Origin of the sequence: Burkholderia sp. BCC1638 (assembly GCF_902833195.1) — a bacterium.
Taxonomy (GTDB): domain Bacteria; phylum Pseudomonadota; class Gammaproteobacteria; order Burkholderiales; family Burkholderiaceae; genus Burkholderia; species Burkholderia diffusa.
The window spans coordinates 132942-158325 of record NZ_CADFEC010000009.1; the positions used below are offsets into that span (position 1 = coordinate 132942).

Genomic DNA, 25384 nt, shown 5'->3' on the forward strand with positions numbered 1-25384 from the left:
AGCCGACCTTTTCAAAAACAGATGGTGCCCAGGAGAGGACTCGAACCTCCACGATGTTGCCACCGCTAGGACCTGAACCTAGTGCGTCTACCAATTCCGCCACCTGGGCACGTTTCGCTTTGCTGCATCGCGAAAGACCGCAATTATAGCGTGACTGAAGGGCGTGTCAACAGATTTTTGCGCGATCGTTTGGACCGGTGAGAAAAAGGGCGCGCCTGATTCGTCGCGTCTGAAGACATTGACCGGTCGATGCGGGTGCGAGGAATTACTGCCGGAAAGGATCGAGCAAATTTCCTGAATGCGCATTCACGTTTGTCGCCGGAGAAATTATTGTCGACGACATCCTGTCGTGCGCGCTGCCCCCGCGGCTACAGGATGCGATCGCAACGATTGCCCGTGTGCATCGCGCAACGCCGATACGCAATGACGCGTGCGGCACCTCTGGGTGGGTCGCTTGTATCGCGATTTTTATGTTACTGTAACGGTAACGTTTATTGCGGAACGGTCCGCGTCAAGGAGTTCGTCATGTCTGAAATTGCAGTGGTTTTTCACAGCGGCTACGGCCACGCAGCCGTTATTGCGGACGCAGTTGCTCGCGGCGTCGAGAAAGTCGATGGCGCGTCGGTCAAGTTGATCCCCGTCGACGCGATCGACGAACACTGGGAGTACCTGGAGCGCGATGCGAAGGCGATCATCTTTGGCTCGCCGACCTACATGGGCAGTGCGTCCGCTCAGTTCAAGGGCTTCATGGATGCATCGTCGAAGCATTGGGGCAAGTGGCGTGACAAGCTGGCGGCCGGTTTCACGGTGTCGGCTTCGCAAAGCGGCGACAAGCTCTCGACGCTGCAACAACTGGCGGTTTTCGCTGCCCAGCATCAGATGCTGTGGGTCAGCCTCGGCCTGATGCCCGGCAACAACAGCAGTGCGGGTTCGGTCAACGATCTGAATCGGCTCGGGTCGTTCCTCGGTGCGATGGCGCAGGCAAATGCGGACGAGGGCGGCGATGCGATTCTCGAGAGCGATCGCAAGACGGCGGAAGTGCTGGGCGAGCGTGTCGCGATTGCCGCGAAACGCTGGAACGGCGCCTGACGTCGACAGCCGGGCGGGTCTTGATGGGTCGTCCGTTTCTGGAAAGCGGAGGGGGTGCTTGGTAACGCGGGCGGTGCCCCCCGAGCCGCGCTTGCAAGCGCAGCGTTTCGAACCCTCATGCAAAGCGCGCAGTGCTTTGCGTCCTTCCGAGCCTGAAAAAGAAAAAGGCCGGCTAAAAGCCGGCCTTTCTTAAATAAGTGGTGCCCAGGAGAGGACTCGAACCTCCACGGTGTTGCCACCGCTAGGACCTGAACCTAGTGCGTCTACCAATTCCGCCACCTGGGCACGTTTCGCTTACTGCGATGCGAAGACCGCTATTCTAGCGTGTCTTGAAAGCCTGTCAATACAATTTATGCGACGGCCATAAAAATTTCGCGCGTCGCATGTTCGGGGCGTCACGCGCGGATCGGATTTGCACGCGTTGCCGCGAAATTCCTGCGCAGCGCATCAGCTGTGTCGACGCGGGTATGCAGCAAACCTGCTGCGCGAAACGTATCGGCGATCTTCTGCTGCTCACCGACGTTCTGAGGGACTACGGAATCCTCACGGCGGGATTCGTGTCGACCGATGCGCAGCGTGTATGGCGAATTCTCGGCGTGCGCCGGGATGCCGGCGGCCGGCATCGCGCGTGCGAACGTGCGGCGGGTGCATCGACGTCATGGATCGCGTTCCTCGCTGGATTCGTTGAAAGCAAGACGGCTAACGTAGTACCAACGGGGAGGGCAATCGATCACCGATCAATTCTGCTATCAATCGGCGTGACGAGCATATGGCGCGGCCAGCGCGCGTAATGCGGGGCTTGAAATGAAAAAAGGCCGGCATAAAGCCGACCTTTTCAAAAACAGATGGTGCCCAGGAGAGGACTCGAACCTCCACGATGTTGCCACCGCTAGGACCTGAACCTAGTGCGTCTACCAATTCCGCCACCTGGGCACGTTTTGCAGTAGCTGCTTGCTGCAAAGAAGCGAAATTATAGCGCCCCAATTAATTGTGTCAACACTTTTTTGCGATGCACCGCAAACCGGCCGCTGCGGCGCCCGCACGCGGCATTCGCGTCATTTGGCGGCACAGGCGGGTGATAGAATGATCCGCCGCCGTCACTATAGAACTGTCTGACGGACACTTCTATGTTGATGCCGTGCACCATCAGTCAACGCAACGAGAACAATCATCGACAAACCCTTGAGCAAATATCCGTACCCCATTCCGAGCCGTGAAGAAATTCTCGGCGTGCTGCGTACGAGCGACGCGCCGCTGGCAGCCAACGACATTGCCGAAGCGTTGTCGATCAAGCGCCAGGAGCGCGAAGGGTTCTTCCGGCGTGTCGCCGCGATGGAACGCGACGGCCAGATCCGCCTCGACAAGCGCGGCCACTATCAGCTTACCCATCCGTCGAATTTCGTCGCCGGCCGCGTGCAGGGGCATCGCGACGGCTACGGGTTCGTGATCCGCGACGACGGCCAGGACGACCTGTTCCTGCCGAACGGCGAAATGCAGAAGGTCATGCACAACGACCGCGTGCTCGCGCGAATCGTCGGCTACGATCGCCGCGGCCGCCCGGAAGGCCATGTCGTCGAAGTCACCGAGCGCGCGAACAAGCGCGTGATCGGCCGCCTGCTCAACGAGAACGGCGCGCTGATCGTCGCACCCGAAGACAAGCGCATCGGCCACGACATCCTGATCACGCAGAACGTGAAGAAGGCAAAGGTCGGGCAGGTCGTCGTCGTCGAATTGACCGATTTCCCGAGCCGCCATTCGCAACCGCTCGGCCGTGTCGTCGAAGTGCTCGGCGACATCGACGATCCGGGCATGGAAATCGAGATCGCGGTGCGCAAGTACGGCGTGCCGCATGAGTTCAGCCAGCCGGCGCTCGATGAAGCCGCCGCGCTGCCCGACAAGGTGCGGCCGGCCGACCTGCGGTTCCGCGTCGATCTGCGCGACGTGCCGCTCGTGACGATCGACGGCGAGGACGCCCGCGACTTCGACGATGCCGTCTACTGCGAGCCGACCAAGGTCGGTCGCGGCGACGGCTACCGCCTGATCGTCGCGATCGCCGACGTGTCGCACTACGTGCAGCCGGGCAACGGCCTCGATGCCGACGCACTGGAACGCAGCACGTCGGTCTATTTCCCGCGCCGCGTGATCCCGATGCTGCCGGAGAAGCTGTCGAACGGGCTGTGCTCGCTGAATCCGCAGGTCGACCGCTGCGTGCTCGCGTGCGACATGGTGATTACGGCGCGCGGTGAGATCAAGGCGTACCAGTTCTATCCGGCGGTGATCCATTCGGCCGCGCGCCTGACGTACACCGAAGTCGCGGCCGTGCTGTCGAATACGAAGGGGCCGGAGGCCGCGCGCCGCGCGGACCTGCTACCGCACCTGCAGGATCTGTACGGCGTCTACAAGGCGCTGTTCGCCGCCCGCCAGAAGCGCGGTGCGATCGATTTCGACACGACCGAGACGTACATCGTCTGCAACTCGCAGGGCAAGATCGAACAGATCGTGCCGCGTCAGCGCAACGATGCGCACAAGCTGATCGAGGAATGCATGCTGGCCGCGAACGTCTGCGCGGCCGACTTCCTGAAGCGCAACAAGCACCCGGGCCTGTATCGCGTGCACGCAGGCCCGACGCCGGAGAAGCTCGAGAACCTGCGCGCGTTCCTGCGCGGCATGGGCCTGTCGCTCGGCGGCGGCGACAAGCCGCATGCGAGCGACTACGCCGCGCTGATGGCGCAGATCCGCGACCGGCCCGACGCGCAGATGCTGCAGCCGATGCTGCTGCGCTCGATGCAGCAGGCCGTCTACAGTCCGGACAACATCGGTCACTTCGGTCTCGCGTATGAGGCGTACGCGCACTTCACGAGCCCGATCCGCCGCTATCCCGACCTGCTCACGCACCGCGCGATCTACTCGATCCTGTCGGGCAAGAAGTACGTGCCGAAGGCACCGGAAGGTTTCGAGCTGAACACCGCGCTGTCGCCGCGCGCCCGCGCGATGCAACAGGCCGACGACGAAGCGCGCGGCCGTTCGCGATCGAACACCGCGATCTGGGAAGAACTCGGCCTGCACTGCTCGGCGAACGAGCGGCGTGCCGACGAAGCGTCGCGCGACGTCGAGGCCTGGCTCAAGTGCTACTTCATGCGCGACAAGCTCGGCGAGGAGTACGGTGGGATGGTGAACGGCGTCACGTCGTTCGGCATCTTCGTGCAGCTCGATACGCTGTTCATCGAAGGGCTCGTGCACGTCACGGAACTCGGCTCGGATTACTTCCAGTACGACGAGATCAAGAACGAGCTGCGCGGCGAGCGTACGGGCATCCGCTATCGCCTCTCCGATCGTGTGCGCGTGCAGGTGAGCCGCGTCGATCTCGACGCGCGCAAGATCGATTTCCGCCTCGTGCGCGACACGCCGGTGAAGGCGCCGCGTACGGTACCGGCACCGGCTGTCGCCGGTAACGGTAACGATCGCGGCGGCCCGCGCGTGCGCTCGTTGCCGCCGGTGGAGGAAGCCGCGCCGCGTCGCAAGAAGGCGGCGAGCGCGCCGACCGTCGCGGTGAAGGAGGCGCGTGCCGCGCGTGCCGCGAAGAAGAAGGGCGGCGTGGCGGCGAAGACGGCCGCGAAGAAGGTACACGCCCGCAAGAAGTATTGAGCGTTCGGGGCGGTGCATGCACACGCCCCTGCAGTATCGAGAGACGCCGCGTTCTACCGGTCACCGGCCGGCAACGCGGCGCTTTCCTTTTCCATGGATCGCGGCTGCGCCCATCGCGCGGCCGCACGTTTGATCGAAGGTTGTTCCAGTCATGTCACGTCTGAAGGTTCTTTACGGTTTTCATGCGGTGACCGCACGTTTGCGGCACGATGCGTCGACGGTTGCGGAGGTGCTGTACGACCAGACGCGCCGCGACCGCCGCATGCAGGACTTCCTGCACGCCGCGAAGGAAGCGGGCGTGCGGCTGATCGCAGCCGACGAAACCCGCCTGTGGGGCCTTGCGCATACCGAGCGCCACCAGGGCGTCGTCGCGCGCGTCGAGGACGTTCCGCTCGCGCAGAACCTGTCCGAGCTGCTCGACGGCATCCAGGGCCCGGCGCTGCTGCTGGTGCTCGACGGCGTCACCGATCCGCACAACCTCGGCGCATGCCTGCGCGTCGCCGATTCGGCCGGCGCGCATGCGGTGATCGCGCCGCGTGACCGCGCGGTTGGCCTGAACGCGACCGCGGCGAAGGTCGCGAGCGGCGCGGCCGACACGGTGCCGTACATCACGGTGACGAACCTCGCCCGCGCGCTGCGCGAGCTGAAGGAGGCAGGCGTGTGGATCATCGGCACGTCGGACGAGGCACCGGGGACGTTGTACGACACGAAGCTCGACGGCCCTGTCGCCATCGTCATGGGTGCGGAGGGCGAAGGCATGCGCCGGCTCACGCGCGACACCTGCGACGAAGTGATGAGCATCCCGATGGCCGGCAGCGTCGAAAGCCTGAACGTGTCGGTCGCGAGCGGCGTGTGCCTGTACGAAGCGGTGCGGCAGCGGCGCGTGAAGGGCTGACACGGGCTGACGCACGCGGCCTCGCGCGATGCGCGGGCCGTCACGACCCGAACGACGTGTGCCGCGATTGCGCGCGGCACGCGGCTCCCGGAACTCGCGGACCATGACCCTGTTTCGCCTCGGCGCATCGTGCGCCATCCTCGGCCTGCTGGCCGCCTGCGCATCGCCGTCGCTGGTCGGGCGCGGCACCTACTACGCCGATACGAGCCTGCAAGCGCGCGGCGCCGATTCGCGGATCCGCTTTCTCGTGATGCATTACACCGAAAGTGACGAAGCGAAATCGCTGCGCACGCTGACGGGCGATTCGGTCAGCGCGCACTATGTCGTGCCGCCGCAACCACGCATCGAACACGGGATGCCGGTCGTCTACCAGCTCGTTCCCGAATCGAAACGCGCATGGCATGCGGGTATCAGCGAATGGCAGGGCACGACCGAGCTCAACGCGGCGTCGATCGGCATCGAGAACGTGAATCGCGGCCCGCTCGATCCGCAAAACCGCACGTGGCAGCCGTATCCGCCCGAACAGGTCGATGCGCTGATCCGCCTGTCGAAGGACATCGTCGCGCGCTACGGAATTCCGCCGACGCGCGTGGTCGGGCACAGCGACATCGCGCCACAACGCAAGATCGATCCGGGGCCGCTGTTCCCGTGGCATGCGCTCGCGCAAGCCGGCGTCGGCGCGTGGCCGGACGATGCGACCGTGGCCGCGCGACTGGGCGGCCGCGATCCGCACGCGCTCGTCGACGTGCGGGAATTGCAGCTGAAGCTTGCACGCTACGGCTATGACGTGCCGACCGACGGCGTGCTCGACGCGCGCACGCAACGCGTATTCGCGGCGTTTCAGATGCATTTCCGGCCATCCGACTATGCGGGCAACCCGGACGCTGGGACCGATGCGATCGCGCAAGCGTTGCTCGACAAGTATTTTCCCGGCACGCCGCCGGCCGAGGACGGTGCCGTAACCGGCGCGCCCTGACGATCGATCGGCGCGCGAGGCGCCGCAATACGCGCCGAAAAAGCCCGGGTCGTCATCCGAGTCCGGTAAACTGCCGGTTTTCCGCAATCCCGCTGTATTCCCACCCCATGACTCAAGACGAACTCAAACGCCTGGTCGGCCAGGCGGCCGCCGATTATGTGATCCAGAACGTGCCGGAAGGCGCCGTGATCGGCGTCGGCACCGGCTCGACCGCGAACTGCTTCATCGACGCGCTCGCGGCCGTTAAATCGCGCTACCGCGGCGCCGTGTCGAGCTCCATCGCGACGACCGAACGCCTCAAGTCCCACGGCATCAAGGTGTTCGACCTGAACGAGGTCGAATCGCTGCAGGTGTACGTCGACGGTGCCGATGAGATCGACGCAAGCGGCGCGATGATCAAGGGCGGCGGCGGTGCGCTGACGCGCGAGAAGATCGTCGCGTCGGTGGCCGATACGTTCGTCTGCATCGCGGATGGCAGCAAGCGCGTGCCGGTGCTCGGCGCATTCCCGCTGCCGATCGAAGTCGTGCCGATGGCGCGCACGGCGATCGGCCGGCGCCTGACCGCGCTGGGCGGCGTGCCGGTGCTGCGCGTGACGAAGGACGGCACGCCGTACATCACCGACAACGGCAACGAAATCATCGACGTGAAGGGGCTGCAGATCGCCGATCCGCGCGGTTTCGAAGCGCAGGTGAACGCATGGCCGGGCGTCGTGACGGTTGGCCTGTTCGCCGAGCGCGGCGCGAATCTGTGTCTGCTCGGCACGGCAAACGGCGTTGAGACGATCGTTTATCCCGATTAATCGAAACTGAATGAGAAGCAGTCCGTAATGGCGTCAGGATGCCGTAATGGATTGCATGTTTAAATTCGACCGAAAGCCCGGCCCGGCAAGCGCAGCGCGCTTCCCGGGCTTTTTTTGAAGCCTTATAAATCACCACGTCAAAAAGAGGGATAACCCTGTCAGGTGTTTACCAGATAGCGAAATATCCCCGAACTCATCAACTTATAGATCATAAGAACAGTCGTAACCAGGGCCGGCGGAACTGCGGAGCAGGTGTTCGCAAATCGACGCACGGGGAGGTGTCATGGAGCAGGGCAAAGACCGGTCACTGGTCGCCAAAGTGATGGATGGGCTTGTCGCGGGTATCGTCGAAGACAAGTACGGCGGCATTTTGCCGCCGCAGGACGTGCTGTCGAAAGAGTTCGACGTGAGCCGTACGGTGATGCGCGAAGCATTGTCGATGTTGCTTGCGCGCGACATGCTCGACGTGCGTCCGAAAGTCGGTACGCGCGTTCGACCGATGCGCGACTGGCGCATGATCGATGAAGACGTGGTGAGCTGGCGGTTTCGTGCGAAGCCGGATCCGCAGTTCATGCGCGACGTCATCGAATTCCGGATGCTGATCGAACCGCGCGCGACCGCGCAGGCGGCCGTTCGTGCGACGGCGGTCGACATCGCGGGCATTCGCGAGGCATTCGAAGCGTTCAAGGTGTTGCAACCGGGCGACCCCGGATACGACACGGCGGACGAGCTGCTGCACACGCGAATCGTTCAGGCGAGCGGCAACCAGTTCTTCCAGCAGATGGCGGCCATCGTGCGCGGTGCGGTGCGTCTCGTGAATCCGCGCGTCGCGCAGAAGGACGGTGCGCACGACGTCGCGGTGAAGGCGCATGCGCGCGTCGTCGACGCGATCGAACGCCGCGATCCGCGCGAAGCCGAAGCGGCATCGCTCGCGCTGATCGATTTCAGCGCCGACGAGATTTCGCGCGATTTCTCCGTCGACGTGCCCGTGCGCGCCTGAATCGGCGCGCGTCGCTTATCCGTGCGCCGGCGGGCCGTTTATCATGACGGCCGGCCGGCAGCGTGCCGGCCCCCGTCATACGACCGACACGGAAGATCCGGATGAACGACCTCGACAACCGCCCGGTGCGCTTCGGCATCGTCGGCGCAGGCAGCATCGCACGCCGATTCGCGCAAAGCCTCGCTCACGTGCCGGGTGCCACGCTCGCCGGCGTATGGGCACGCCGCGCCGACGCGGCAACCGCCTTCAGCGACAGCTGCGGCGGCACGCCTGCCGCCAGCCTCGACGCGCTCCTCGCGAGCGACATCGACGCGATCTATATCGCGACGCTCCACGACAGTCACGCGCACTACGCGCAAGCGGCGCTCGCCGCCGGCAAGGCCGTGCTGTGCGAAAAGCCCGCGACGTTGAACGCGACGCAACTCGACGCCGTGCTGGATGCGGCACGCGCTGCCGGACGGCTCTTCATGGAAGCGATGAAGCCGCCGTTCTTTCCGTTGTATCGTCAGTTGCGCGCGCACCTGCACGACGACCCGATCGGCGAAATCCGGCTCGTGCGCGCGGGCTGCGCATCGTCGTCGGTGCCGGACGATCATTCCGTCTATCGACTCGACCGCGCCGGCGGCGCGCTGCTCGACATCGGGATCTACGAAGCGTTTCTCGCGGTCGACTGGCTCGGCGCGGCGGTCGACGTGCAGACGCTTGGCCGCATCGGCGCGACGGGTGTCGACGTGTTCGCGAGCCTGAACAGCCGTCACGCGAACGGCGGCATCGCGCAGCTCTTTTGTGGGCTCGACGTGATGGGACGCGGTGACGCGCTGATCGCCGCCGCAGGCGGGCACGTGACGATTCACGAGAAGTGGTGGAACCCCGAGCGGGCGACGATCCGCTATGCGGACGGACGCACGGTCGAACTCGATGCGCCGGCCGACGGCGGCGGCCTGAACTACGAGACCGCACATTTCTGCGACCTGCTGCGCGCCGGCGAGCTCGAGAGCCCGATCATGACGCACGACCACTCGCGCCGAATGATCGCGATGACCGACGCCGCACGTGCGGCACTCGGCGTGCGCTATTCGGGCGAGTAAGCGGAAAGGAAGAGAAGGCGGGAGCCGGGCGCGCGATCGCGGCCCGGCGAGGGATTCCGTGTTCAGTGCCGCGCGGGCAGCGACAGGCGCTTTTCGTACCAGCGCTGGACCCATTCGAGAATCTGACACAGCACCCAGTAGACAGCGGCGGCGGCCAGGTACAGCGGCAGCGGCTGGTAGGTCGCCGCGATCACTTCCTGCGCGCTGCGCAGCAGTTCGGTCACGGTGATCACCGACACGAGCGACGTGTCCTTGATCAGGCTGATCAGGCTGTTCGACAGGCTCGGCACCGCGATGCGCAATGCCTGCGGTCCGATCACGTAGCGCAGCGTCTGCCCCCACGACAGCCCGAGGCTGTATGCGGCCAGCCATTGGCCGCGGGCAATCCCATTGATCGCGCCGCGCATGCTTTCCGACATGTAGGCGGCGACGTTCGCGGACAGCGCGATCACGCCGGCGGGCGTCGGATCGAGCGAGATGCCGAGGCTCGGCAGCCCGTAATAGATGACGAAGATCTGCACAAGCAGCGGCGTGCCGCGCATCAGGCTCACGTATGCGCGTGCGAGCCACGCGAGTGCGTTGACCCAGATGCGTTCGAAGCCTTCGAGCGCCTCGCTTTGCCGGATGCCCATCATCGCGAGCACGACGGCGCCGAGCAGGCCGAACACCATCGACAGCACGGCGAACTTGACGGTCAGCACGGCACCCTGGGCGAGCACTGGCAGCGATTGGACGAGCAGGGACGTTGTCGACATGGAATACGAAGCGAATGCGTGCGCGAAAGCGCAATCATAAACCGGACCGATAAAACAAAGGGCGGCATCGTTTCGGATGCCGCCCTTTCCGGCCCGCCGTCAGGCGGGAAACAGAGGCGTGCTTACTTGATCGGCTTGGTCACGTCGATGCCGAACCACTTGTCCGAGATCTTCGTGAACGTGCCGTCGGCTGCGAGTTGCGTCATCGCGTCGTCGATCGCCTTCTGGAACTTCGGGTTGCCCTTCTTGAACGGGATGCCCGACGGGTTCGCCGAGCCGACGTTTGCGCCCGGGCGCAGCGGCAGCTGCGAGTTCTTCGTCAGGTACGCGAGCATCAGGCGGTCGTTCAGCGCTGCGTCGAGACGGCCGGCCGCGAGGTCGCGCAGGTACTCGGGCGCGCCCGGGTACGTCTTCACGTCGACGCCGGGCACCGACTTCGCCATGTCCATGTAGTTCGTGCCGAGCGCGACGCCGAGCTTCTTGCCCTTCAGGTCCTCGAGCGACTTGAACTCGCGCGTGTCGTCCTTGCGCTGGATCAGCTGCGCGGACGAATACGTGTATGCGGGCGAGAAGTCGAGCGTTTCCTTGCGCTTGTCGGTGATGCCGACCTGGTTGGCGATCACGTCGAACTTGCCGGCCTGCAGGCCCGCGATGATGCCGCTCCATTCGGTCGTGACGAACTCGGCCTTCACGCCGAGCTTCGCGGCGACGGCCTTCGCGATGTCGACGTCGAAGCCGACGAGTTCGCCTTGCGGGTTCTTCGAGTTGAACGGCGGGAACGTACCTTCGAGGCCGACGCGCAGCGTGCCGCGTTGCTTCACCTGGTCGAGGAGGTCGGCCGCATGCGCGGTGGCGGCAGCGAACGACGTGCCGATCAGGCCGGCGACCAGCAGCTTCTTCAGCAGCGAAATTTTCATCGTGTGGGCTTCCTTGCCCCAGCGGGGCGCTTGATTCTGAATGTGAGGCCGATCATAGCAAAAATACAATCGGCTGCTAAATATCGTTTGTTTATGGCTATATTACGCGGCGCGATCGCGTGCGATCGCCTTCACGCATTCGGCGACGAGCGCGGGCCCGCGATAGATGAAGCCCGTGTACAGCTGGACGAGCGACGCGCCGGCCGCGAGCTTCGCGCGTGCGTCCTCGCCCGAGAAGATGCCGCCGACGCCGATGATCGGCACCGCGCTGCCGACTTCGGCATGCAGCTTGCGGATCACTTCGTTCGATGCGTCGAACACCGGGCGGCCGGACAGGCCGCCGGCCTCGTCGGCGTGCGGCAGGCCCTGCACGGCTGCGCGCGACAACGTCGTGTTGGTGGCGATGACCGCTTCGATCTTGTGGCGCAGCAGCGTGTCGGCGATTTCCTTGACCTGCTCGTCGTCGAGATCGGGCGCGATCTTCAGCGCGAGCGGCACGAGCTTGCCGTGCAGGTCGGCGAGGCGCTGCTGCTTGTCCTTCAGCGCGGCGAGCAGCGCATCGAGCTCGCCCGCGCCCTGCAACTGGCGCAGGTTCTTCGTGTTCGGCGACGAAATATTGATCGTCACGTAGCTCGCGAACGGATACACACGCTCGAGGCAGTAGAGATAGTCTTCCGCCGCGCGTTCGATCGGCGTGTCGGCATTCTTGCCGATGTTCAGGCCGAGGATGCCGCGATAGCGGGCCGCCTGGACGTTCTTCACGAACTGGTCGACGCCGTGGTTGTTGAAGCCCATCCGGTTGATCAGCGCTTCCGCCTGCGGCAGACGGAACATCCGCGGGCGCGGGTTGCCCGGCTGCGGCCGCGGCGTGACCGTGCCGACCTCGATGAAGCCGAAGCCGAGCGCCGCGAGGCCGTCGATGGCCGCGCCGTCCTTGTCGAGGCCGGCGGCGAGGCCGACCGGATTGCGGAACGTGAGCCCCATCACGGTGCGCGGCGCATCGGGCACGCGGGACGACAGCGCGCAGGCGAGGCCCGTACGGCCGGCCGCGCCGAGCGCGCGCAGCGTGAGGTGGTGAGCGTCTTCCGCATCCATCTTGAACAGGGATGCGCGGGCCAGCGGATAGAGGGAACTGAACACGGGAATTGGGCGGACAGCCGGAATGAATGACAACCCGCTATTTTACCGGGAGTTGCGCGGCACGGGCGGGCTTCGCTTCGTAGCGGCCCGCGGCGACGGTTGCCGCGCCGCGCGCCAGCCGCTTCATGAGCGGGACGGGCGCTCGCCGCTCGCGAGCAACCACGCGGTGACGTTTACGTCAGCCCGACCCGGAATGTCCACCGGGCAGCGGCGCGCGGGCGAGTGCCGCGTCGACCGGCGGCAGGTCGACCCGATCCGGATCGAGTACTTTCCAGCGGCCGTCGAGCAACCCTTCCAGCGGATGGAAGTTTGCCTTGTAGGCCATCTTCGGGCTCTCGCGGATCCAGTAGCCGAGATACACGTACGGCAGGCCGAGGCTCTTCGCCTGCTCGATCTGCCACAGGATGTTGTACGTGCCGTAGCTCGCGTGTTGGTCGTCCGGCTCGAAGAACGTGTAGACCGACGACAGCCCGTCGCCGAGGATGTCGATCATGCTGACCATGCGCAGCTTGCCGGGCTCGCCGCCCGGCGCGTCGAGATCGCGGAATTCGACGAGGCGCGAATTGATCCGGCTCTGCAGCAGGAACTGCTCGTACTGGTCGCGGCTGTCGCGATCCATGCCGCCGCCGGCGTGGCGCGCCGACTGGTAGCGCATGTAGAGCGCGTAGTGCTCCTCGTCGTAGTGCAGCGGCGAGACCGTCGCGACGAGCGCGCGGTGCCGCTTCCACATCCGACGTTGCGTGCGCGACGGCGTGAACGCGCCGACCGGCACGCGCACCGGCACGCAGGCTCGGCAGCCGTCGCAGTATGGACGATAGGTGAACACGCCCGAGCGCCGGAAGCCGGCCTTCACGAGTTCGGTATAGATGTCGGAATTGATCAGGTGGCTCGGCGTCGCGACTTGCGAGCGCGCGACGCGGCCGTCCAGATAGCTGCACGGATAGGGCGCCGTTGCATAGAATTGCAGCGCCGAAAGCGGTGAAAGCGGCAGCTCAGTCGGGTGAGTCATGGGCAGCTCTCGATGCAGGGAGGGAGTGCCGCGCTAGCGCTCGATCCCGGAGGGGGCGGCCGGTTCTGCAGGGCCCGTCAGCGCGGCGAGCGCGCGCTTGTCGAACTGCCACGGAATCGGCGGTTCGGCTACCGCGCGGCGCACGTGAGCGACAAAGGCCTTGCGTGCGATCTCGCGGCCGCCGAGCGACGCTAGATGCGACGTATTCTGCTGGCAGTCTATCATCTCCAGCCCCTGCTCGCGAAGATGGGCGACGAGCGTCGCCAGTGCGATCTTCGACGCATCCGTGGCATCCGCGTACATCGATTCGCCGAAGAACATTCGTCCGAACGCGACGCCGTATAGGCCGCCGACGCGGCGCCCGTCATGCCACGTCTCGATGCTGTGCGCGTTGCCGGAACGATAGAGCGACGTATACGCGTCGATGATTTCGGCCGTGATCCAGGTGCCGCGCTGCCCGCGACGCGGCGCCTGCGCGCACGCGCGCATCACGCCAGGAAAGTCGTGGTCGACGCGCACTTCCCATGCGGGGTCGCGCAGCACGCGCCGAAGCGTCTTGCGCAGCGACGGGGACACCTTGAATTCGGCTGGCACGAGGACCATCCGCGGGTCGGGGCTCCACCACAGCACGGGTTGACCGTCCGAATACCACGGGAAGATGCCGCGCAGGTAGGCCTCGATCAGTCGCGACGGCAGCAGGTCGGCGCTCGCGGCGAGCAGCCCCGGCGCGCCGGTCGCCGGACCGAGCGCGCGTTCGATGGGCGGAAACGGATCGTCCGGGCCGAGCCAGGGGACCATGGGGCGCGGGCTCAGCCGTTGCGCAGCGAGCGGAAGATATCGCCGGTATGGACGCCGTAGTCGCCGGCGGCGCGATCGGCGAAAAAGAAGCGCAGCGTCTGGCTGACGGTCGGGAACGCGATTTCGTCCCAAGGAATGTCGGCTTCGTCGAACAGCTTGACTTCAAGGCTTTCCTCGCCGGCCTCGTAAGCCGGATCGGTGAGCCGTGCCAGATAGAACAGGTGGACCTGATGCACGTGCGGCACGTTCAGCAGCGTGAACAGGTTCTGCACCTCGACGCGTGCGCCGGCCTCCTCGAGCGTTTCTCGCGCGGCGGCCTCGGCCGTCGTCTCGCCCATCTCCATGAAGCCCGCCGGCAGCGTCCAGAAGCCGTAGCGCGGTTCGATCGCGCGGCGGCACAGCAGCACCTGATCGCCCCAGACTGGCACCGTGCCGACCACGTTACGCGGATTCTGGTAATGGATCGTGCCGCAGTGATCGCAGACGAAGCGCTCACGGTTGTCGCCCTGAGGAATGCGCGCGATGACTTCGTGACCGCAGACGGAGCAGAATTTCATGTCGAGTGGAAGGGACGAGGTGATGCGAGTGTATCACCGGGGCGGGGCATTCTTGAACGCGCGCGCATGCGTGCGGCGTGCGGCGCGTAGCGCAACGTGCGATGCGCGGAATCGGGCGCCGAAAAACAAAAAGCCCGGCGTTGAGCCGGGCTTTTTGCATGAATCGGGACGTTGGTTGCGGGGGTAGGATTTGAACCTACGACCTTCGGGTTATGAGCCCGACGAGCTGCCAGACTGCTCCACCCCGCGTCCGTCGAAGAAATGAATTATATGGACTAACCAGAATGCTTGCAAGCACTTTCTGACAATCGCGTCGCAATCGCCGGCGGGGCGCTTGCAGGGCCGGTACGGCAGGCGCGTGAGCTAGAATCGAGCGGTTTGCTTGTGTCGTTCATTCCTGCAGCGGAGTCGCGCGCGAATTGCGTCGGTGCCGTTGCAACACTCACTACTGCATCGACGGATTCATGGACATCGCTCACGATCTGCAATCGATCGGCGCGCAGGAACAGGCGCTCGTGTTTCCCCATTTCGACCCGGCTCGTGCCTGGGCGCTCGGCAACCGGATGCATGCGCTCGCGACGTCGCGCGGCCATGCGATCGCGATCGACATCGTCACGTTCGGCCAGCCGCTGTTCTATGCGGCGCTCGCCGGTGCGACGCCCGACAACGCCGACTGGGTGCGCCGCAAGCGCAACGTCGTCGCGCATTTCCGCCGCAGCTCGTATGCGATCGGCCTGCGCATGCAGCAGGCCGGCGCCACGCTCGCCGACAAGCACGGACTGCCGATCTCGGAATATTCGCCGCACGGCGGCGCGTTTCCGCTGACCGTCGCGGGGGCCGGCGTGATCGGATCGATCACCGCATCGGGCCTGCCGCAGCGCGCGGATCACGAGTTCGTCGTCGAAGCGCTGTGCGCCGAGCTTGGGCAGAACTATGCCGTGCTGGCACTTGCAAGGAGCTGAGCGATGCAGCTTCCGGGTTACGCATGGCTCGCGATCGCGATCGTCGCGGAAGTGGTCGGCACGTCCGCGCTGCGCGCGGCGGACGGCTTCACGCGCTTCTGGCCGTCGGCGCTCGTCGTGGCCGGTTACGGCATCGCGTTCTACTGTCTGTCCCTCACGTTGCGCACGATGCCCGTCGGCATCATCTATGCCGTGTGGTCGGGTGCCGGCATCGTGCTGATCACGCTCGTCGCGATGCTGCTCTATCGCCAGGTGCCGGACCTGCCGGCCGTGATCGGCCTCGGGCTGATCATCTCGGGCGTCGTGGTGCTGAACCTGTTCTCGAAGATGCAGGCGCACTGAGCGTGCGCCCGCGATACGCCGGATGGCTCACATGACCGATTCCATTTCCGCTTCCGCGGAATCCGCCCAGCCCGACGTTCGCGCGTATGTCGCGAACCGCATCGGCTATCTCGAACTGAACCGGCCGAAGGCGCTGAATGCGCTGTCGGTGGGAATGATCCGGCTGATGCAGCAGGCGCTCGATGCCTGGCGCGACGCCGCCGACGTGGTCGCCGTCGTCGTGCACAGCCCGCATCCTCGCGCGTTCTGCGCGGGTGGCGACGTGCGCTTCTTCCACGACGCGTGGCAGCGCGGTGACCGCGATGTGGTCGACACGTTCTTCATCGAGGAATACACGCTCAACCATACGATCTTCACCTATCCGAAACCGTACATTGCGCTGATGCACGGTGTCGTGATGGGTGGCGGCATGGGCATTTCGCAGGCGGCACGGCATACGGGCGGCCTGCGTGTGGTCACCGACTCGACGAAGATGGCGATGCCCGAAACGCGCATCGGCCTGTTTCCCGATGTCGGGATGGGCTGGTTCCTCGCGCGCACGCCGGGTGCAATCGGCCGCTATCTCGCGGTGACCGGCGCGACGCTCGACGCGGCCGGCGCACTGTATGCACAGCTCGCCGACGTGTACCTGCCCGATGCCGCGCTGCCGGCGCTGTTCGATACGCTGCGCAGCGCGCGCATCGACAGCGGTGCGCAGGCCGTCGCGTGCGTGGCCGACGCGGCCGCGTCGCACAAGGTCGTGCCGACGCCTGACACGTCGGCGCTGGCCGACGCGCGCGTCGGGATCGATCGTCATTTCGCGCGAGCCGATATCGGCGCGATCCTCGCATCGCTCGACGCGGAGCAGGATTGCGCCGCGGTCGACGGATGGGTCGAGAAGGCGACCCATGCGATGCGCAGCCAGCTGTCGCCGCTGTCGATGGCCGTGTCGCTCGAAGTCGTCGAACGGGCGCGCGGGGCGACGATGGCCGATTGCCTGCGGCGCGACCTCGACCTCACGCGTTCGACGTTCGCGCACGGCGATGTGATCGAGGGCGTGCGCGCGCTGATCGTCGACAAGGACCATCAGCCGGCCTGGCGCTTCAAGTCGATCGCCGATATCGACCGCGCCGACGTGCTCGCGATGTTCGACAGCCCGTGGACGCCCGACACGCATCCGCTGCGCAATTTGAAGGACTGACGCACCGCGGTTTCGACGCGAAAAGCAAAAAGGCCGCCTGCATTGTGTGCAGGCGGCCTTTTCATTCGAGGATGCCGATCCGGCTCGGCGGGCAGTGGGCCGGGGGCCTCGCGGCAAGACGTGCGTTATTCGTCGCCGGCGTCGTCCGACATGAACGCGCGCATGAACACGAGCGCGCCGAAGCCCCAGACCGCGTTCGCTGCGAAACCGGCGGCGAGCACCGGCATCATGTTGCCCGACGGCCAGATCCCGCGCAGCGGATCGATCGCGAACACGCGGGCGGCCGTCAGCACGATGCCGCCGAACACCAGCGCGCCGATCCACGGCGCCTCACGGTCCGGCGTCACGCGCAGCAGCCACGCCATCGGAATTGCGCAGCACGCGCTGATCAATGCGTTCGCAACAAATTCAGGAATGCCGAGCGGCGCGAACGGTTGTGTGGAGAAGCCGGCGGCGGCGATCAGGTCGGCCGTATGCAGGAGCGCGAGCGTCGCTTCGCGAAAGAAGAGGGCGGCCAGGAAGCCGGACAGGAACGGCAGGATGACTTTCTGCATCGATGAGTGCATTGCAGGCGCGGCCGGCGGGGCCGTCCGCGCGAAGTTATTCGGATAGGTGCGTCATTATAGGGCCCGGCCGACGCGATATTCGCTGGAGCGTCGTGCTAATCACGAAAGCGGAAAACCTAAGCTCAAAAAAATCGTTCCAAAGCCCTGCAGCGATCCATAGACTGATTTCCCAGAAACAGCCGTGCAATCGCGTACTCGCCCGCGGCACGGCCTGACCGGCGAGCCATCCCGATTCGAACGCACACCATGCATGCGTCGCTCATTCGCGACGCGAGCAGGGCCTCGTTTTGTCCAGATTCCGGCAAGAACAGTCAAGCAGGAGCAGCAGATGAACGTTTTCTGGTTTATTCCCACGCACGGCGACAGCCGTTACCTCGGCACCGCTGAAGGCGCGCGCGCCGCGGATTACGATTATTTCAAGCAGATCGCCGTCGCGGCCGACACGCTCGGCTATGAAGGCGTGCTGCTGCCGACCGGCCGTTCCTGCGAGGATGCGTGGGTCGTCGCGTCGAGCCTGATTCCGGCGACGCAGCGCCTGAAGTTCCTGGTCGCCGTGCGTCCCGGCATCGCATCGCCCGGCCTCGCGGCGCGGATGGCCGCGACGTTCGACCGTCTGTCGGGCGGGCGTCTGCTGATCAACGTCGTGACCGGTGGCGATGCCGCCGAGCTCGAAGGCGACGGACTGTTCGCCGACCACGACACGCGCTACGAAATCACCGACGACTTCCTGAACATCTGGCGCGGGCTGCTGTCCGCGTCGCACGACAACGGCGGGTTCGACTACATCGGCAAGCACCTTCAATCGAAGGGCGGCAAGGCGCTGTATCCGCCCGTGCAGCGCCCGCATCCGCCGTTGTGGTTCGGCGGATCGTCGCCGGCCGCGCACGCGATCGCCGCCGATCACATCGACACCTATCTGACCTGGGGCGAGCCGCCCGAGGCCGTCGCGAAGAAGATCGCCGACATTCGCGCCCGCGCCGAGGCGCGCGGCCGCAAGATCAAGTTCGGCATCCGCCTGCACGTGATCGTGCGCGAGACCGAGGACGAAGCCTGGCGCGATGCCGAGCGCCTGATCAGCCGTCTCGACGACGAGACGATCGCGCGTGCGCAGAAGGCATTCGCGAACATGGATTCGGAAGGCCAGCGCCGGATGGCCGCGCTGCACGGCGGCAAGCGCGGCGGCCGTGAGGCGCTCGAGGTGTATCCCAACCTGTGGGCCGGTGTCGGTCTCGTGCGCGGCGGCGCGGGTACCGCGCTCGTCGGCAACCCCGAGCAGGTCGCGGAACGCATGCGCGAATACGCGGATCTCGGCATCGAGACGTTCATCCTGTCCGGCTATCCGCACCTCGAGGAGTCGTACCGTTTCGCCGAGCTCGTGTTCCCGCTGATCAAGGGCAAGGGTGCGGCGCGGGCGTCCGGTCCGCTGTCGGGTCCGTTCGGCGAGATCGTCGGCAACAACTACCTGCCGAAGGCGAGCCAGAGCTGAACGAAGGAGGTGTGTGATGACAACGAAAACGTCGACGACCGGCGCGGCCGTGGCCGCCCGCACCTGGCGCGGCATCGCGCCGTGGCTCGTGCCGCTCGCGCTGCTGGCCGCATGGGAGGTCGGCGCGCGCGTCGGCTGGCTGTCGACCCGCGTGCTGCCCGAGCCGGTGGCGGTCGTGCGTGCCGCGTGGTCGCTCGTGACGTCGGGCGAGATGTGGGCGAACGTCAAGGTCAGTACCTGGCGCGCGCTGTTCGGCTTTGCGATCGGCGGAGGCGTCGGCCTGGCGCTCGGGCTCGCGACCGGCTTGTCGAAAGCAGCGGAGGTCGCGCTTGATTCGACGATCCAGATGATCCGCAACATCCCCGCGCTCGCGATGATTCCGCTCGTGATCCTGTGGTTCGGCATCGACGAGAAGGCGAAGCTGTTTCTCGTCGCGCTCGGCGTGTTCTTTCCGGTCTACATCAACACGTATCACGGGATCCGCTCGGTCGACGCGAACCTGATCGAGATGGCGAAGAGTTACGGCGTGCGCGGCTTCGCGCTGTATCGCGACGTGATCCTGCCCGGCGCATTGCCGTCGATTCTCGTCGGCGTGCGCTTCGCGCTCGGGCTGATGTGGGTGATGCTGATCGTCGCGGAAACGATCTCCGCGCAGTCGGGCATCGGCTACATGACGATGAACGCGCGCGAATTCCTGCAAACCGATGTGGTGGTGGTCGGCATCCTGCTGTATGCGGTGCTCGGCAAGCTGGCCGACGTGCTGGCGAAATGGATCGAGCGCGTGACGCTGCGCTGGCACCCCGCTTATCAATCTGGAGCAAAAGCATGAATGCGACGACTTCGGCGGCTGCCTACGGCCCGCTCGCCGGCGCAGACCTCGAGGTCGAACTGGCGCAGGCACGCGTGACGGACGACGACGCACGTCATGCGGCGATCGTCGATCGGGACGGCGGCGCATCCGTCGTTCCGCTTGCCCGGCGGCGCACGGGCGGCCCGATACAGGACGACGCGGTGACGCTGTCGGGCGTCAGCAAGCGCTTCGGCACGCGCACCGTGCTCGACAACGTCGAACTCGGCATCGCGCGCGGCAGCTTCGTCGCGATCGTCGGCCGCAGCGGCTGCGGGAAATCCACGCTGCTGCGCCTCGTCGCGGGACTTGAGGCGCCGAGCAGCGGTGCGCTCGTGACGCGCGGCGAGGGGGGCGGCACGCTCGACACGCGAATCATGTACCAGGATGCGCGATTGCTGCCGTGGAAGACCGTGCTGCAGAACGTGATGCTGGGCCTGGGTCGCGGGGCACGCGATCGGGCGCGCGCGGTGCTCGACGAAGTCGGGCTCCTTGAGCGCGCGAACGACTGGCCCGCGCAGTTGTCGGGCGGCCAGCGGCAGCGCGTCGCGCTCGCCCGAGCGCTCGTGCACCGACCGCAACTGCTGCTGCTCGACGAGCCGCTCGGCGCGCTCGACGCGCTGACCCGTATCGAGATGCATGCGCTGATCGAGCGTTTGTGGCGCGAGCACCGGTTCACCGCGCTGCTCGTCACGCACGACGTGCAGGAAGCCGTCGCCCTCGGCGACCGGATCCTGTTGATCGAGCAAGGTCGCGTCGCTCTCGATCAGCCGGTGCCGCTCGACCGGCCGCGTGCACGCGCGTCGGCCGCGTTCGCGGCGCTCGAAGATCGCGTACTGCAACGCGTGCTCGCCGGCGGGCAAGGTGGTGCCGAGCAGGGCGCGGCACATGAGGTCGATCACGTACGACCGGTCGGGCAGATTCGCTGGGCCGTTTAAATCCGGGCGGCACCGGCCGCCCGCTCTCAGACTTTTTTCTTCGGAGCGATCAACCCGATGAGCATCACTGCAATCAACGTGCGTAACCAGTTCAAAGGCAAGGTGAAGGAGATCATTCGCGGGCCCGTGGTCTCCGAGGTCGACGTCGAGACGCCGTTCGGCATCGTCACGTCGGTGATCACGACGCGTTCGGTCGACGAACTTGAACTGAAGGTGGGCGCGGAAGTCGTCGCGCTCGTGAAATCCACTGAAGTGTCGATCGCGCGCCTCTGAGCGTGTCTTCGATGCCGGGCGCCGCGGGTGAGCCATCCGGCCATCCGTCGCGCCCGGCATTTTCGTCGCGCGTTTGCCTCGGTATTCGCCGTCCGGACGAAGTGCTAGGATGGAACGACACCGACGCCGGAGGCCAACGCATGACCCCCATCCTTTCTCCCGAAGCCATCGAGGCGCTGAAGTGGATCGACCAGTTCGGCGACACCCGGCCGGTTCCCGCCGCGTTCGACGATGTCGTCTATGCGTTGCTGAACGAAGGGCTGATCTATCAGGCGGCGGCCGACCGCGTCGACCTGACCGCCGACGGCAAATCCGTTTTGTCTAACGAATACGATTGAGCGCACGGCGCCGGCTGCCGAGGCGGCCCGGCGTGCGTCGCCACGGAGCGAGCGATGGAACCGAGAGGCAGCGATCTCGGCGATTTCAGCGAGCCGTACCGCGGCTATGAGATCGAAGTGAAGACCGAGCAGGTGTGGGACGGCGAGCATGCGCACTACCGCGTGCTGCAGGGCGCGGCCGTGCGGATTGACTGGCGGCTCGTGAAAGTCGACGGGATGCTGCTGACCGAACGCCGCGTGATCGAGCGCGTACTCGAGGAGGCTCGGCGGGCCGTCGACGCCGAACTGGGCGAGGGCGGCCCGGTCTAGTCAGGCTGCCGGGCCGGCCTGGTCGCGTTGCGGTAAAATGTCGGGTTGTTTCCCGCGCCGCTTGCTGCCCCGAATTCCATGTCCGCTTCGTCCTCGCTTCCTCCCCGCCGAGTTTCCGTGGCGCCCATGCTCGACTGGACCGACCGTCATTGCCGGTCGTTCCATCGCACGCTGACGCGCGACACGTGGCTGTATACGGAAATGATCACGACGGGCGCGCTGCTGTTCGGCGACGCCCAGCGGCATCTCGCGTTCACGCCGAACGAATCGCCGGTCGCGCTGCAGTTGGGCGGCAGCGAACGGGACGATCTCGCGCGTGCCGCGAAACTCGGCGAGCAGTGGGGCTATGACGAGATCAACCTGAATTGCGGCTGTCCGTCCGAGCGCGTGCAGCGCGGCGCGTTCGGCGCGTGCCTGATGAACGAGCCGCAACTCGTTGCCGATTGCGTGAAGGCGATGCGCGATGTGGTGTCGGTGCCGGTCACGGTCAAGCATCGGATCGGGGTCGACGCGGTCGAGGACTATGCGTTCGTGCGGGACTTCGTCGGCACGGTGGCTGAGGCCGGCTGCGAGACGTTCGTCGTGCACGCGCGCAACGCGATCCTGAAGGGGCTGTCTCCGAAGGAGAACCGCGAGATCCCGCCGCTCAAGTACGACTATGCGTATCAGCTGAAGCGCGATTTCCCATCGCTGGAGATCGTGATCAATGGCGGGATCAAGACGCTCGACGAAGTCGCGCAGCATCTCGAACATGTGGACGGCGTGATGCTCGGCCGCGAGGCATATCACAACCCGTACGTGCTCGCGGGCGTCGATGCGCGCTTCTATGGGTCGAGTGCGGCGATGCCGACGCGCGAGGAGGCCGAGGCGAAACTGATCGAATACTGTGCGGCGGAACTGAAGCGCGGCACGTATCTCGGCGCGATCGTCCGGCACGCACTCGGGCTGTATCGCGGCGTCGCGGGTGCACGCGGCTGGCGTCGCGTGCTGTCGGACAACAAGAAGCTCGCGCGCGGCGATCTGGCCGTGTTCGACGAGGCGCGCACGCATCTGAACGACGCTCTCGAAAATTTTGAAAAAAATGCTTTGCAAGACGGAAAAGTCTTCGTATAATCTTGTTCTTCGCTGCTGAACACGAAACGAAACAGCGAAGAAACAAAGCAGTAACAGTGGTGGCTGTAGCTCAGTTGGTAGAGTCCAGGATTGTGATTCCTGTTGTCGTGGGTTCGAGTCCCATCAGCCACCCCACCGAATGCATTAACAAAACAGGCGCTTAGGCGCCTGTTTTGCTTTGCGGGGGACAACTCGGGGACAATAGCGTCGATTCGAGCCTCGCCATCTCTAGAGCGTTCTGCTCACCATCCATCCATTTCGCGTACGTTGTCAGGAACATCCCGATGCTGTGCCCGAGCTGTTTCGCGCAAAAGGCTGAAGTCATTCCTGCCATCAGCATTGCCGTCGCGTAGCGATGCCGCATGTTGTACGCGCGGCGGTAGCGCATTCCGAGCCGTTTCAGAATCGGCGCTCAGAAACTTCGCCGGAATGCGCGCTCGTCTTCCCAACGGATGTTGTACCGCGGATCATGAAAGATTGCGGCGCCGGCGATCTGAGTGAATGAGTGCTGACGTGTCAACGCAGCTATGGCCCGGCTGTTCAGGAGAACCGTTCGGGCGACCGCTGTCTTGGTCCGATCCTTGTGCTCGCCGCGGACCAGTGCTTCGGCAACACGGATGATTTCATTCTGCAAATCCACCTTCAGCCGCTGCAAGCCGAAGATGTTCGCGGACTACCCCATTGGCTGCGGTTACGGCTGCTAATGCGGCAACTCGATTGTATCGCCGCCGTGCGTGACGCACACGAATTCGATCGACACGCTGTGTCGCATGCCTTCAAACGGGCGGGACCGTCACCGGAGAAGCGGTGTAGGACGGTACAGGCCGAGATCGCCTCGGCAGCAGGCACGAAGACATGCATGAGGGGCGAGCGTGGAAAGCCACCGACACCTTCCGGCATCCCCTTGCACCGGGGCAGGCTGTCGCGTCAACGACGTGGTATTTCTCGTTCCATGGGGCGTTGTCGAGTGCTGACCATGGAGCTTGTCAATTGCATCACCTTTTGAGCGAGGCGGATTGATTTCTGGTCGACTGCCCGTCCAAAAAGTGCTGCCGCGCACAGGGAAACCAACGTGCCAATAGATGTTGCGCCGAAAAACGCCATTAAGTACCCGTGGGGGTGCAGCCACGAAAATACAGCGCACCCGAGTGTCAGCAAAATCGAGAAGTGGACCAGGTACAGGCTGAATGAGACTTTACCGAGCCACTGCGGTACTTTGCTTGAAAGCAAACTGCGCATTGCAGGCCACAAAAAAACACCGGAAAAAAGGAGAAGTGCGCTTATCTCGCATTGGAGTTGGAATGGATCGAGCGCGTGCATGATCGGCAGACTTCGGGTGAGTTCATGTACCGCCTGTATGGTGCCGGTCGTTGGCATGCACGCGGCTACACATCCGGCAAACAACAAAATTGCTCCGGCGATCGAGCGGGCACGAGAGGTTGTCGGCCGGCTCGATCGGCTGATCAGACAGCACGCAAAGCCAACCAGGAACAGCATCAGGAAGCTGGTGCCGGACAAGACAAAAAGCGTGAGCATTGCGACCCACGTCCACCACGCGGACAAATTCCGAATGAGAATCGTGATGATAAGGAGAACCATGGATCCCCAGAATTCCAGATGCAACGTCCAGAGAGGCGGGTTGACTGCTCCGACCATGGGGGTCAGCAATGCGGATGAAGTGAAAGCGGGAAAGGCGGAGAACACCGAGGCTTGACCATACCCGACGATCATCGAATTGACGATGACGTCCTTCATGAGCAAATGGAGGTCTGGCTGCGCTTCCCATTGTTGATGCAGCCACGATGACATCGATATGTCTACCGCTTGCTGCTTGACTGACCTGAACATGAACATCAGAACACCTGCCAGCAGAACTGATGCCAGGACGGGAAGGTACAAGCGGACGCACCGCTTTACTGCCAATGCAACCACGGGCGCTCGAGAATCGAGGAAGGAGTTCGCGAGTACGAAGCCGCTCATGATGAAGAACACGTATACGGCCACGTATCCCTGTACGAGGAGGAATGCGGGGGAGTTTGTCGCCAGCGTCTCCCATTTGTAATGTTCCGGGACGCCGGCGCGTGCAAACGCCGGCAAGAATGCCGCGCAGTAGTGGAGAAAGACGACCTGCAGAGCAGCGATACCCCGGAGACCGTCTAGAAATTCGTATTTTGGCGCCTTGTGTTGTGTCGTCATCGTCAAGAATTTTCAATGTCCGGGGATTCTACACGGCAAGAGAATGTGATCTATAACGCGCCTCATGCCCGTCATCGATTCATTTCATGGAACTGGCCGAACACGGCGCGATGCTGCTGAGTGACGTCACGTCACGCGCGCGTCGGCATCCCGGAAACGCCGAGC

26 protein-coding genes, 5 tRNA genes and 1 pseudogene are annotated in these 25384 nt (G+C 64.7%); 18 read left to right on the forward strand and 14 right to left on the reverse strand.

The window, feature by feature from the left end:
- Positions 1-22 precede the first annotated feature (22 nt).
- Positions 23-109: transfer RNA gene (locus HWX22_RS13445), tRNA-Leu, on the reverse strand.
- A gap of 416 nt (positions 110-525) precedes the next feature.
- Between HWX22_RS13445 and HWX22_RS13450 the strand changes: the two genes are divergently transcribed.
- Positions 526-1089 carry a flavodoxin family protein gene (locus HWX22_RS13450; protein ID WP_059532936.1) on the forward strand — a complete coding sequence of 188 codons (564 nt, stop codon included), beginning with the start codon at positions 526-528 and terminating at the stop codon, positions 1087-1089.
- Positions 1090-1287: 198 nt separating this feature from the next.
- Here HWX22_RS13450 and HWX22_RS13455 read toward each other — a convergent pair.
- From HWX22_RS13455 to HWX22_RS13465, 3 genes and pseudogenes are all read right to left on the reverse strand, one after another.
- Positions 1288-1374 (reverse strand) — tRNA-Leu (locus tag HWX22_RS13455).
- Between the two features lie 110 nt (positions 1375-1484).
- Positions 1485-1625 (reverse strand): annotated as a pseudogene (locus tag HWX22_RS13460) (aliphatic sulfonate ABC transporter substrate-binding protein); the annotation flags it as partial.
- A 310-nt stretch (positions 1626-1935) separates the two neighbouring features.
- A tRNA-Leu gene (locus HWX22_RS13465) sits at positions 1936-2022 on the reverse strand.
- Between the two features lie 249 nt (positions 2023-2271).
- Here HWX22_RS13465 and rnr point away from each other — a divergent pair.
- The 6 genes from rnr to HWX22_RS13495 all read left to right on the forward strand — a co-directional run bounded on the left by rnr (position 2272) and on the right by HWX22_RS13495 (position 9493).
- Positions 2272-4734 carry a ribonuclease R gene (gene rnr / locus HWX22_RS13470; RefSeq protein ID WP_059532933.1) on the forward strand — a complete coding sequence of 821 codons (2463 nt, stop codon included), beginning with the start codon at positions 2272-2274 and terminating at the stop codon, positions 4732-4734.
- Positions 4735-4885: 151 nt separating this feature from the next.
- Positions 4886-5629: a 23S rRNA (guanosine(2251)-2'-O)-methyltransferase RlmB gene (gene rlmB, locus HWX22_RS13475; RefSeq protein WP_059467602.1), complete on the forward strand. Its 744-nt coding sequence runs from the start codon at positions 4886-4888 to the stop codon at positions 5627-5629.
- A gap of 103 nt (positions 5630-5732) precedes the next feature.
- A complete protein-coding gene (locus tag HWX22_RS13480; protein WP_175915800.1) occupies positions 5733-6605 on the forward strand; it encodes an N-acetylmuramoyl-L-alanine amidase in 873 nt (290 codons plus the stop codon).
- Positions 6606-6712: 107 nt separating this feature from the next.
- A complete protein-coding gene (gene rpiA / locus HWX22_RS13485; RefSeq protein WP_059818109.1) occupies positions 6713-7405 on the forward strand; it encodes a ribose-5-phosphate isomerase RpiA in 693 nt (230 codons plus the stop codon).
- A gap of 283 nt (positions 7406-7688) precedes the next feature.
- Positions 7689-8405 (forward strand): FadR/GntR family transcriptional regulator, encoded by a 717-nt coding sequence (locus tag HWX22_RS13490; protein ID WP_059691784.1) that lies wholly within the window; start codon positions 7689-7691, stop codon positions 8403-8405.
- A 101-nt stretch (positions 8406-8506) separates the two neighbouring features.
- Positions 8507-9493 carry a Gfo/Idh/MocA family oxidoreductase gene (locus tag HWX22_RS13495; RefSeq protein ID WP_175915801.1) on the forward strand — a complete coding sequence of 329 codons (987 nt, stop codon included), beginning with the start codon at positions 8507-8509 and terminating at the stop codon, positions 9491-9493.
- A gap of 62 nt (positions 9494-9555) precedes the next feature.
- Here the strand turns inward: HWX22_RS13495 and HWX22_RS13500 are convergent, their stop codons facing one another.
- The 7 genes from HWX22_RS13500 to HWX22_RS13530 all read right to left on the reverse strand — a co-directional run bounded on the left by HWX22_RS13500 (position 9556) and on the right by HWX22_RS13530 (position 14918).
- Positions 9556-10248: an amino acid ABC transporter permease gene (locus tag HWX22_RS13500; RefSeq protein WP_059818112.1), complete on the reverse strand. Its 693-nt coding sequence runs from the start codon at positions 10246-10248 to the stop codon at positions 9556-9558.
- Positions 10249-10370: 122 nt separating this feature from the next.
- Complete coding sequence (locus HWX22_RS13505; protein ID WP_059691782.1) at positions 10371-11165, reverse strand: cystine ABC transporter substrate-binding protein; 795 nt, start codon at positions 11163-11165, stop codon at positions 10371-10373.
- A gap of 102 nt (positions 11166-11267) precedes the next feature.
- On the reverse strand, positions 11268-12305 hold the full coding sequence (locus HWX22_RS13510; protein ID WP_059532916.1) for a quinone-dependent dihydroorotate dehydrogenase: 1038 nt from the start codon (positions 12303-12305) through the stop codon (positions 11268-11270).
- 178 nt (positions 12306-12483) lie between these two features.
- A complete protein-coding gene (locus HWX22_RS13515) occupies positions 12484-13314 on the reverse strand; it encodes an arginyltransferase (protein ID WP_175915802.1) in 831 nt (276 codons plus the stop codon).
- A 33-nt stretch (positions 13315-13347) separates the two neighbouring features.
- Positions 13348-14112, reverse strand: a complete 765-nt coding sequence (aat, locus tag HWX22_RS13520) for a leucyl/phenylalanyl-tRNA--protein transferase (RefSeq protein WP_059532910.1) — start codon at positions 14110-14112, stop codon at positions 13348-13350.
- A gap of 11 nt (positions 14113-14123) precedes the next feature.
- A complete protein-coding gene (locus HWX22_RS13525; RefSeq protein WP_059532907.1) occupies positions 14124-14669 on the reverse strand; it encodes an NUDIX hydrolase in 546 nt (181 codons plus the stop codon).
- Positions 14670-14841: 172 nt separating this feature from the next.
- A tRNA-Met gene (locus HWX22_RS13530) sits at positions 14842-14918 on the reverse strand.
- Between the two features lie 215 nt (positions 14919-15133).
- On the opposite strand from HWX22_RS13530, the gene HWX22_RS13535 reads away from it, so the two are divergent.
- From HWX22_RS13535 to HWX22_RS13545, 3 genes are read left to right on the forward strand one after another with little or no spacing between them, the layout of a single operon-like run.
- Positions 15134-15631, forward strand: a complete 498-nt coding sequence (locus HWX22_RS13535) for a heme-degrading domain-containing protein (protein WP_059524536.1) — start codon at positions 15134-15136, stop codon at positions 15629-15631.
- Between the two features lie 3 nt (positions 15632-15634).
- Positions 15635-15973 (forward strand): multidrug efflux SMR transporter, encoded by a 339-nt coding sequence (locus HWX22_RS13540; RefSeq protein WP_034186989.1) that lies wholly within the window; start codon positions 15635-15637, stop codon positions 15971-15973.
- A 31-nt stretch (positions 15974-16004) separates the two neighbouring features.
- Complete coding sequence (locus HWX22_RS13545; protein ID WP_175908296.1) at positions 16005-17153, forward strand: enoyl-CoA hydratase/isomerase family protein; 1149 nt, start codon at positions 16005-16007, stop codon at positions 17151-17153.
- A 125-nt stretch (positions 17154-17278) separates the two neighbouring features.
- Here the strand turns inward: HWX22_RS13545 and HWX22_RS13550 are convergent, their stop codons facing one another.
- A complete protein-coding gene (locus HWX22_RS13550) occupies positions 17279-17707 on the reverse strand; it encodes a hypothetical protein (RefSeq protein WP_059524561.1) in 429 nt (142 codons plus the stop codon).
- A gap of 340 nt (positions 17708-18047) precedes the next feature.
- On the opposite strand from HWX22_RS13550, the gene ssuD reads away from it, so the two are divergent.
- The 8 genes from ssuD to HWX22_RS13590 all read left to right on the forward strand — a co-directional run bounded on the left by ssuD (position 18048) and on the right by HWX22_RS13590 (position 23158).
- Positions 18048-19205 carry an FMNH2-dependent alkanesulfonate monooxygenase gene (gene ssuD / locus HWX22_RS13555; protein ID WP_059818122.1) on the forward strand — a complete coding sequence of 386 codons (1158 nt, stop codon included), beginning with the start codon at positions 18048-18050 and terminating at the stop codon, positions 19203-19205.
- 16 nt (positions 19206-19221) lie between these two features.
- Complete coding sequence (gene ssuC / locus HWX22_RS13560) at positions 19222-20034, forward strand: aliphatic sulfonate ABC transporter permease SsuC (RefSeq protein ID WP_175908297.1); 813 nt, start codon at positions 19222-19224, stop codon at positions 20032-20034.
- Positions 20031-20990, forward strand: coding sequence for an ATP-binding cassette domain-containing protein (locus HWX22_RS13565; RefSeq protein WP_175908298.1), 960 nt, complete (start codon positions 20031-20033; stop codon positions 20988-20990). The genes ssuC and HWX22_RS13565 overlap by 4 nt, the downstream gene beginning before the upstream one ends.
- A gap of 57 nt (positions 20991-21047) precedes the next feature.
- Positions 21048-21263, forward strand: a complete 216-nt coding sequence (locus tag HWX22_RS13570) for a molybdopterin-binding protein (RefSeq protein WP_006400187.1) — start codon at positions 21048-21050, stop codon at positions 21261-21263.
- Between the two features lie 140 nt (positions 21264-21403).
- Positions 21404-21601, forward strand: a complete 198-nt coding sequence (locus tag HWX22_RS13575) for a hypothetical protein (RefSeq protein ID WP_059467585.1) — start codon at positions 21404-21406, stop codon at positions 21599-21601.
- A 54-nt stretch (positions 21602-21655) separates the two neighbouring features.
- On the forward strand, positions 21656-21910 hold the full coding sequence (locus HWX22_RS13580) for a hypothetical protein (RefSeq protein ID WP_059524526.1): 255 nt from the start codon (positions 21656-21658) through the stop codon (positions 21908-21910).
- A 126-nt stretch (positions 21911-22036) separates the two neighbouring features.
- Positions 22037-23023 (forward strand): tRNA dihydrouridine(20/20a) synthase DusA, encoded by a 987-nt coding sequence (gene dusA / locus HWX22_RS13585; protein WP_244135225.1) that lies wholly within the window; start codon positions 22037-22039, stop codon positions 23021-23023.
- Between the two features lie 59 nt (positions 23024-23082).
- Positions 23083-23158: transfer RNA gene (locus HWX22_RS13590), tRNA-His, on the forward strand.
- A 277-nt stretch (positions 23159-23435) separates the two neighbouring features.
- On the opposite strand, the gene HWX22_RS32365 is transcribed toward HWX22_RS13590, so the two are convergent.
- Both HWX22_RS32365 and HWX22_RS13600 read right to left on the reverse strand, forming a co-directional pair.
- Positions 23436-23678 carry a hypothetical protein gene (locus HWX22_RS32365; RefSeq protein ID WP_347879475.1) on the reverse strand — a complete coding sequence of 81 codons (243 nt, stop codon included), beginning with the start codon at positions 23676-23678 and terminating at the stop codon, positions 23436-23438.
- Between the two features lie 272 nt (positions 23679-23950).
- Positions 23951-25219: an acyltransferase gene (locus HWX22_RS13600; RefSeq protein WP_175915803.1), complete on the reverse strand. Its 1269-nt coding sequence runs from the start codon at positions 25217-25219 to the stop codon at positions 23951-23953.
- Positions 25220-25384 lie beyond the last annotated feature (165 nt).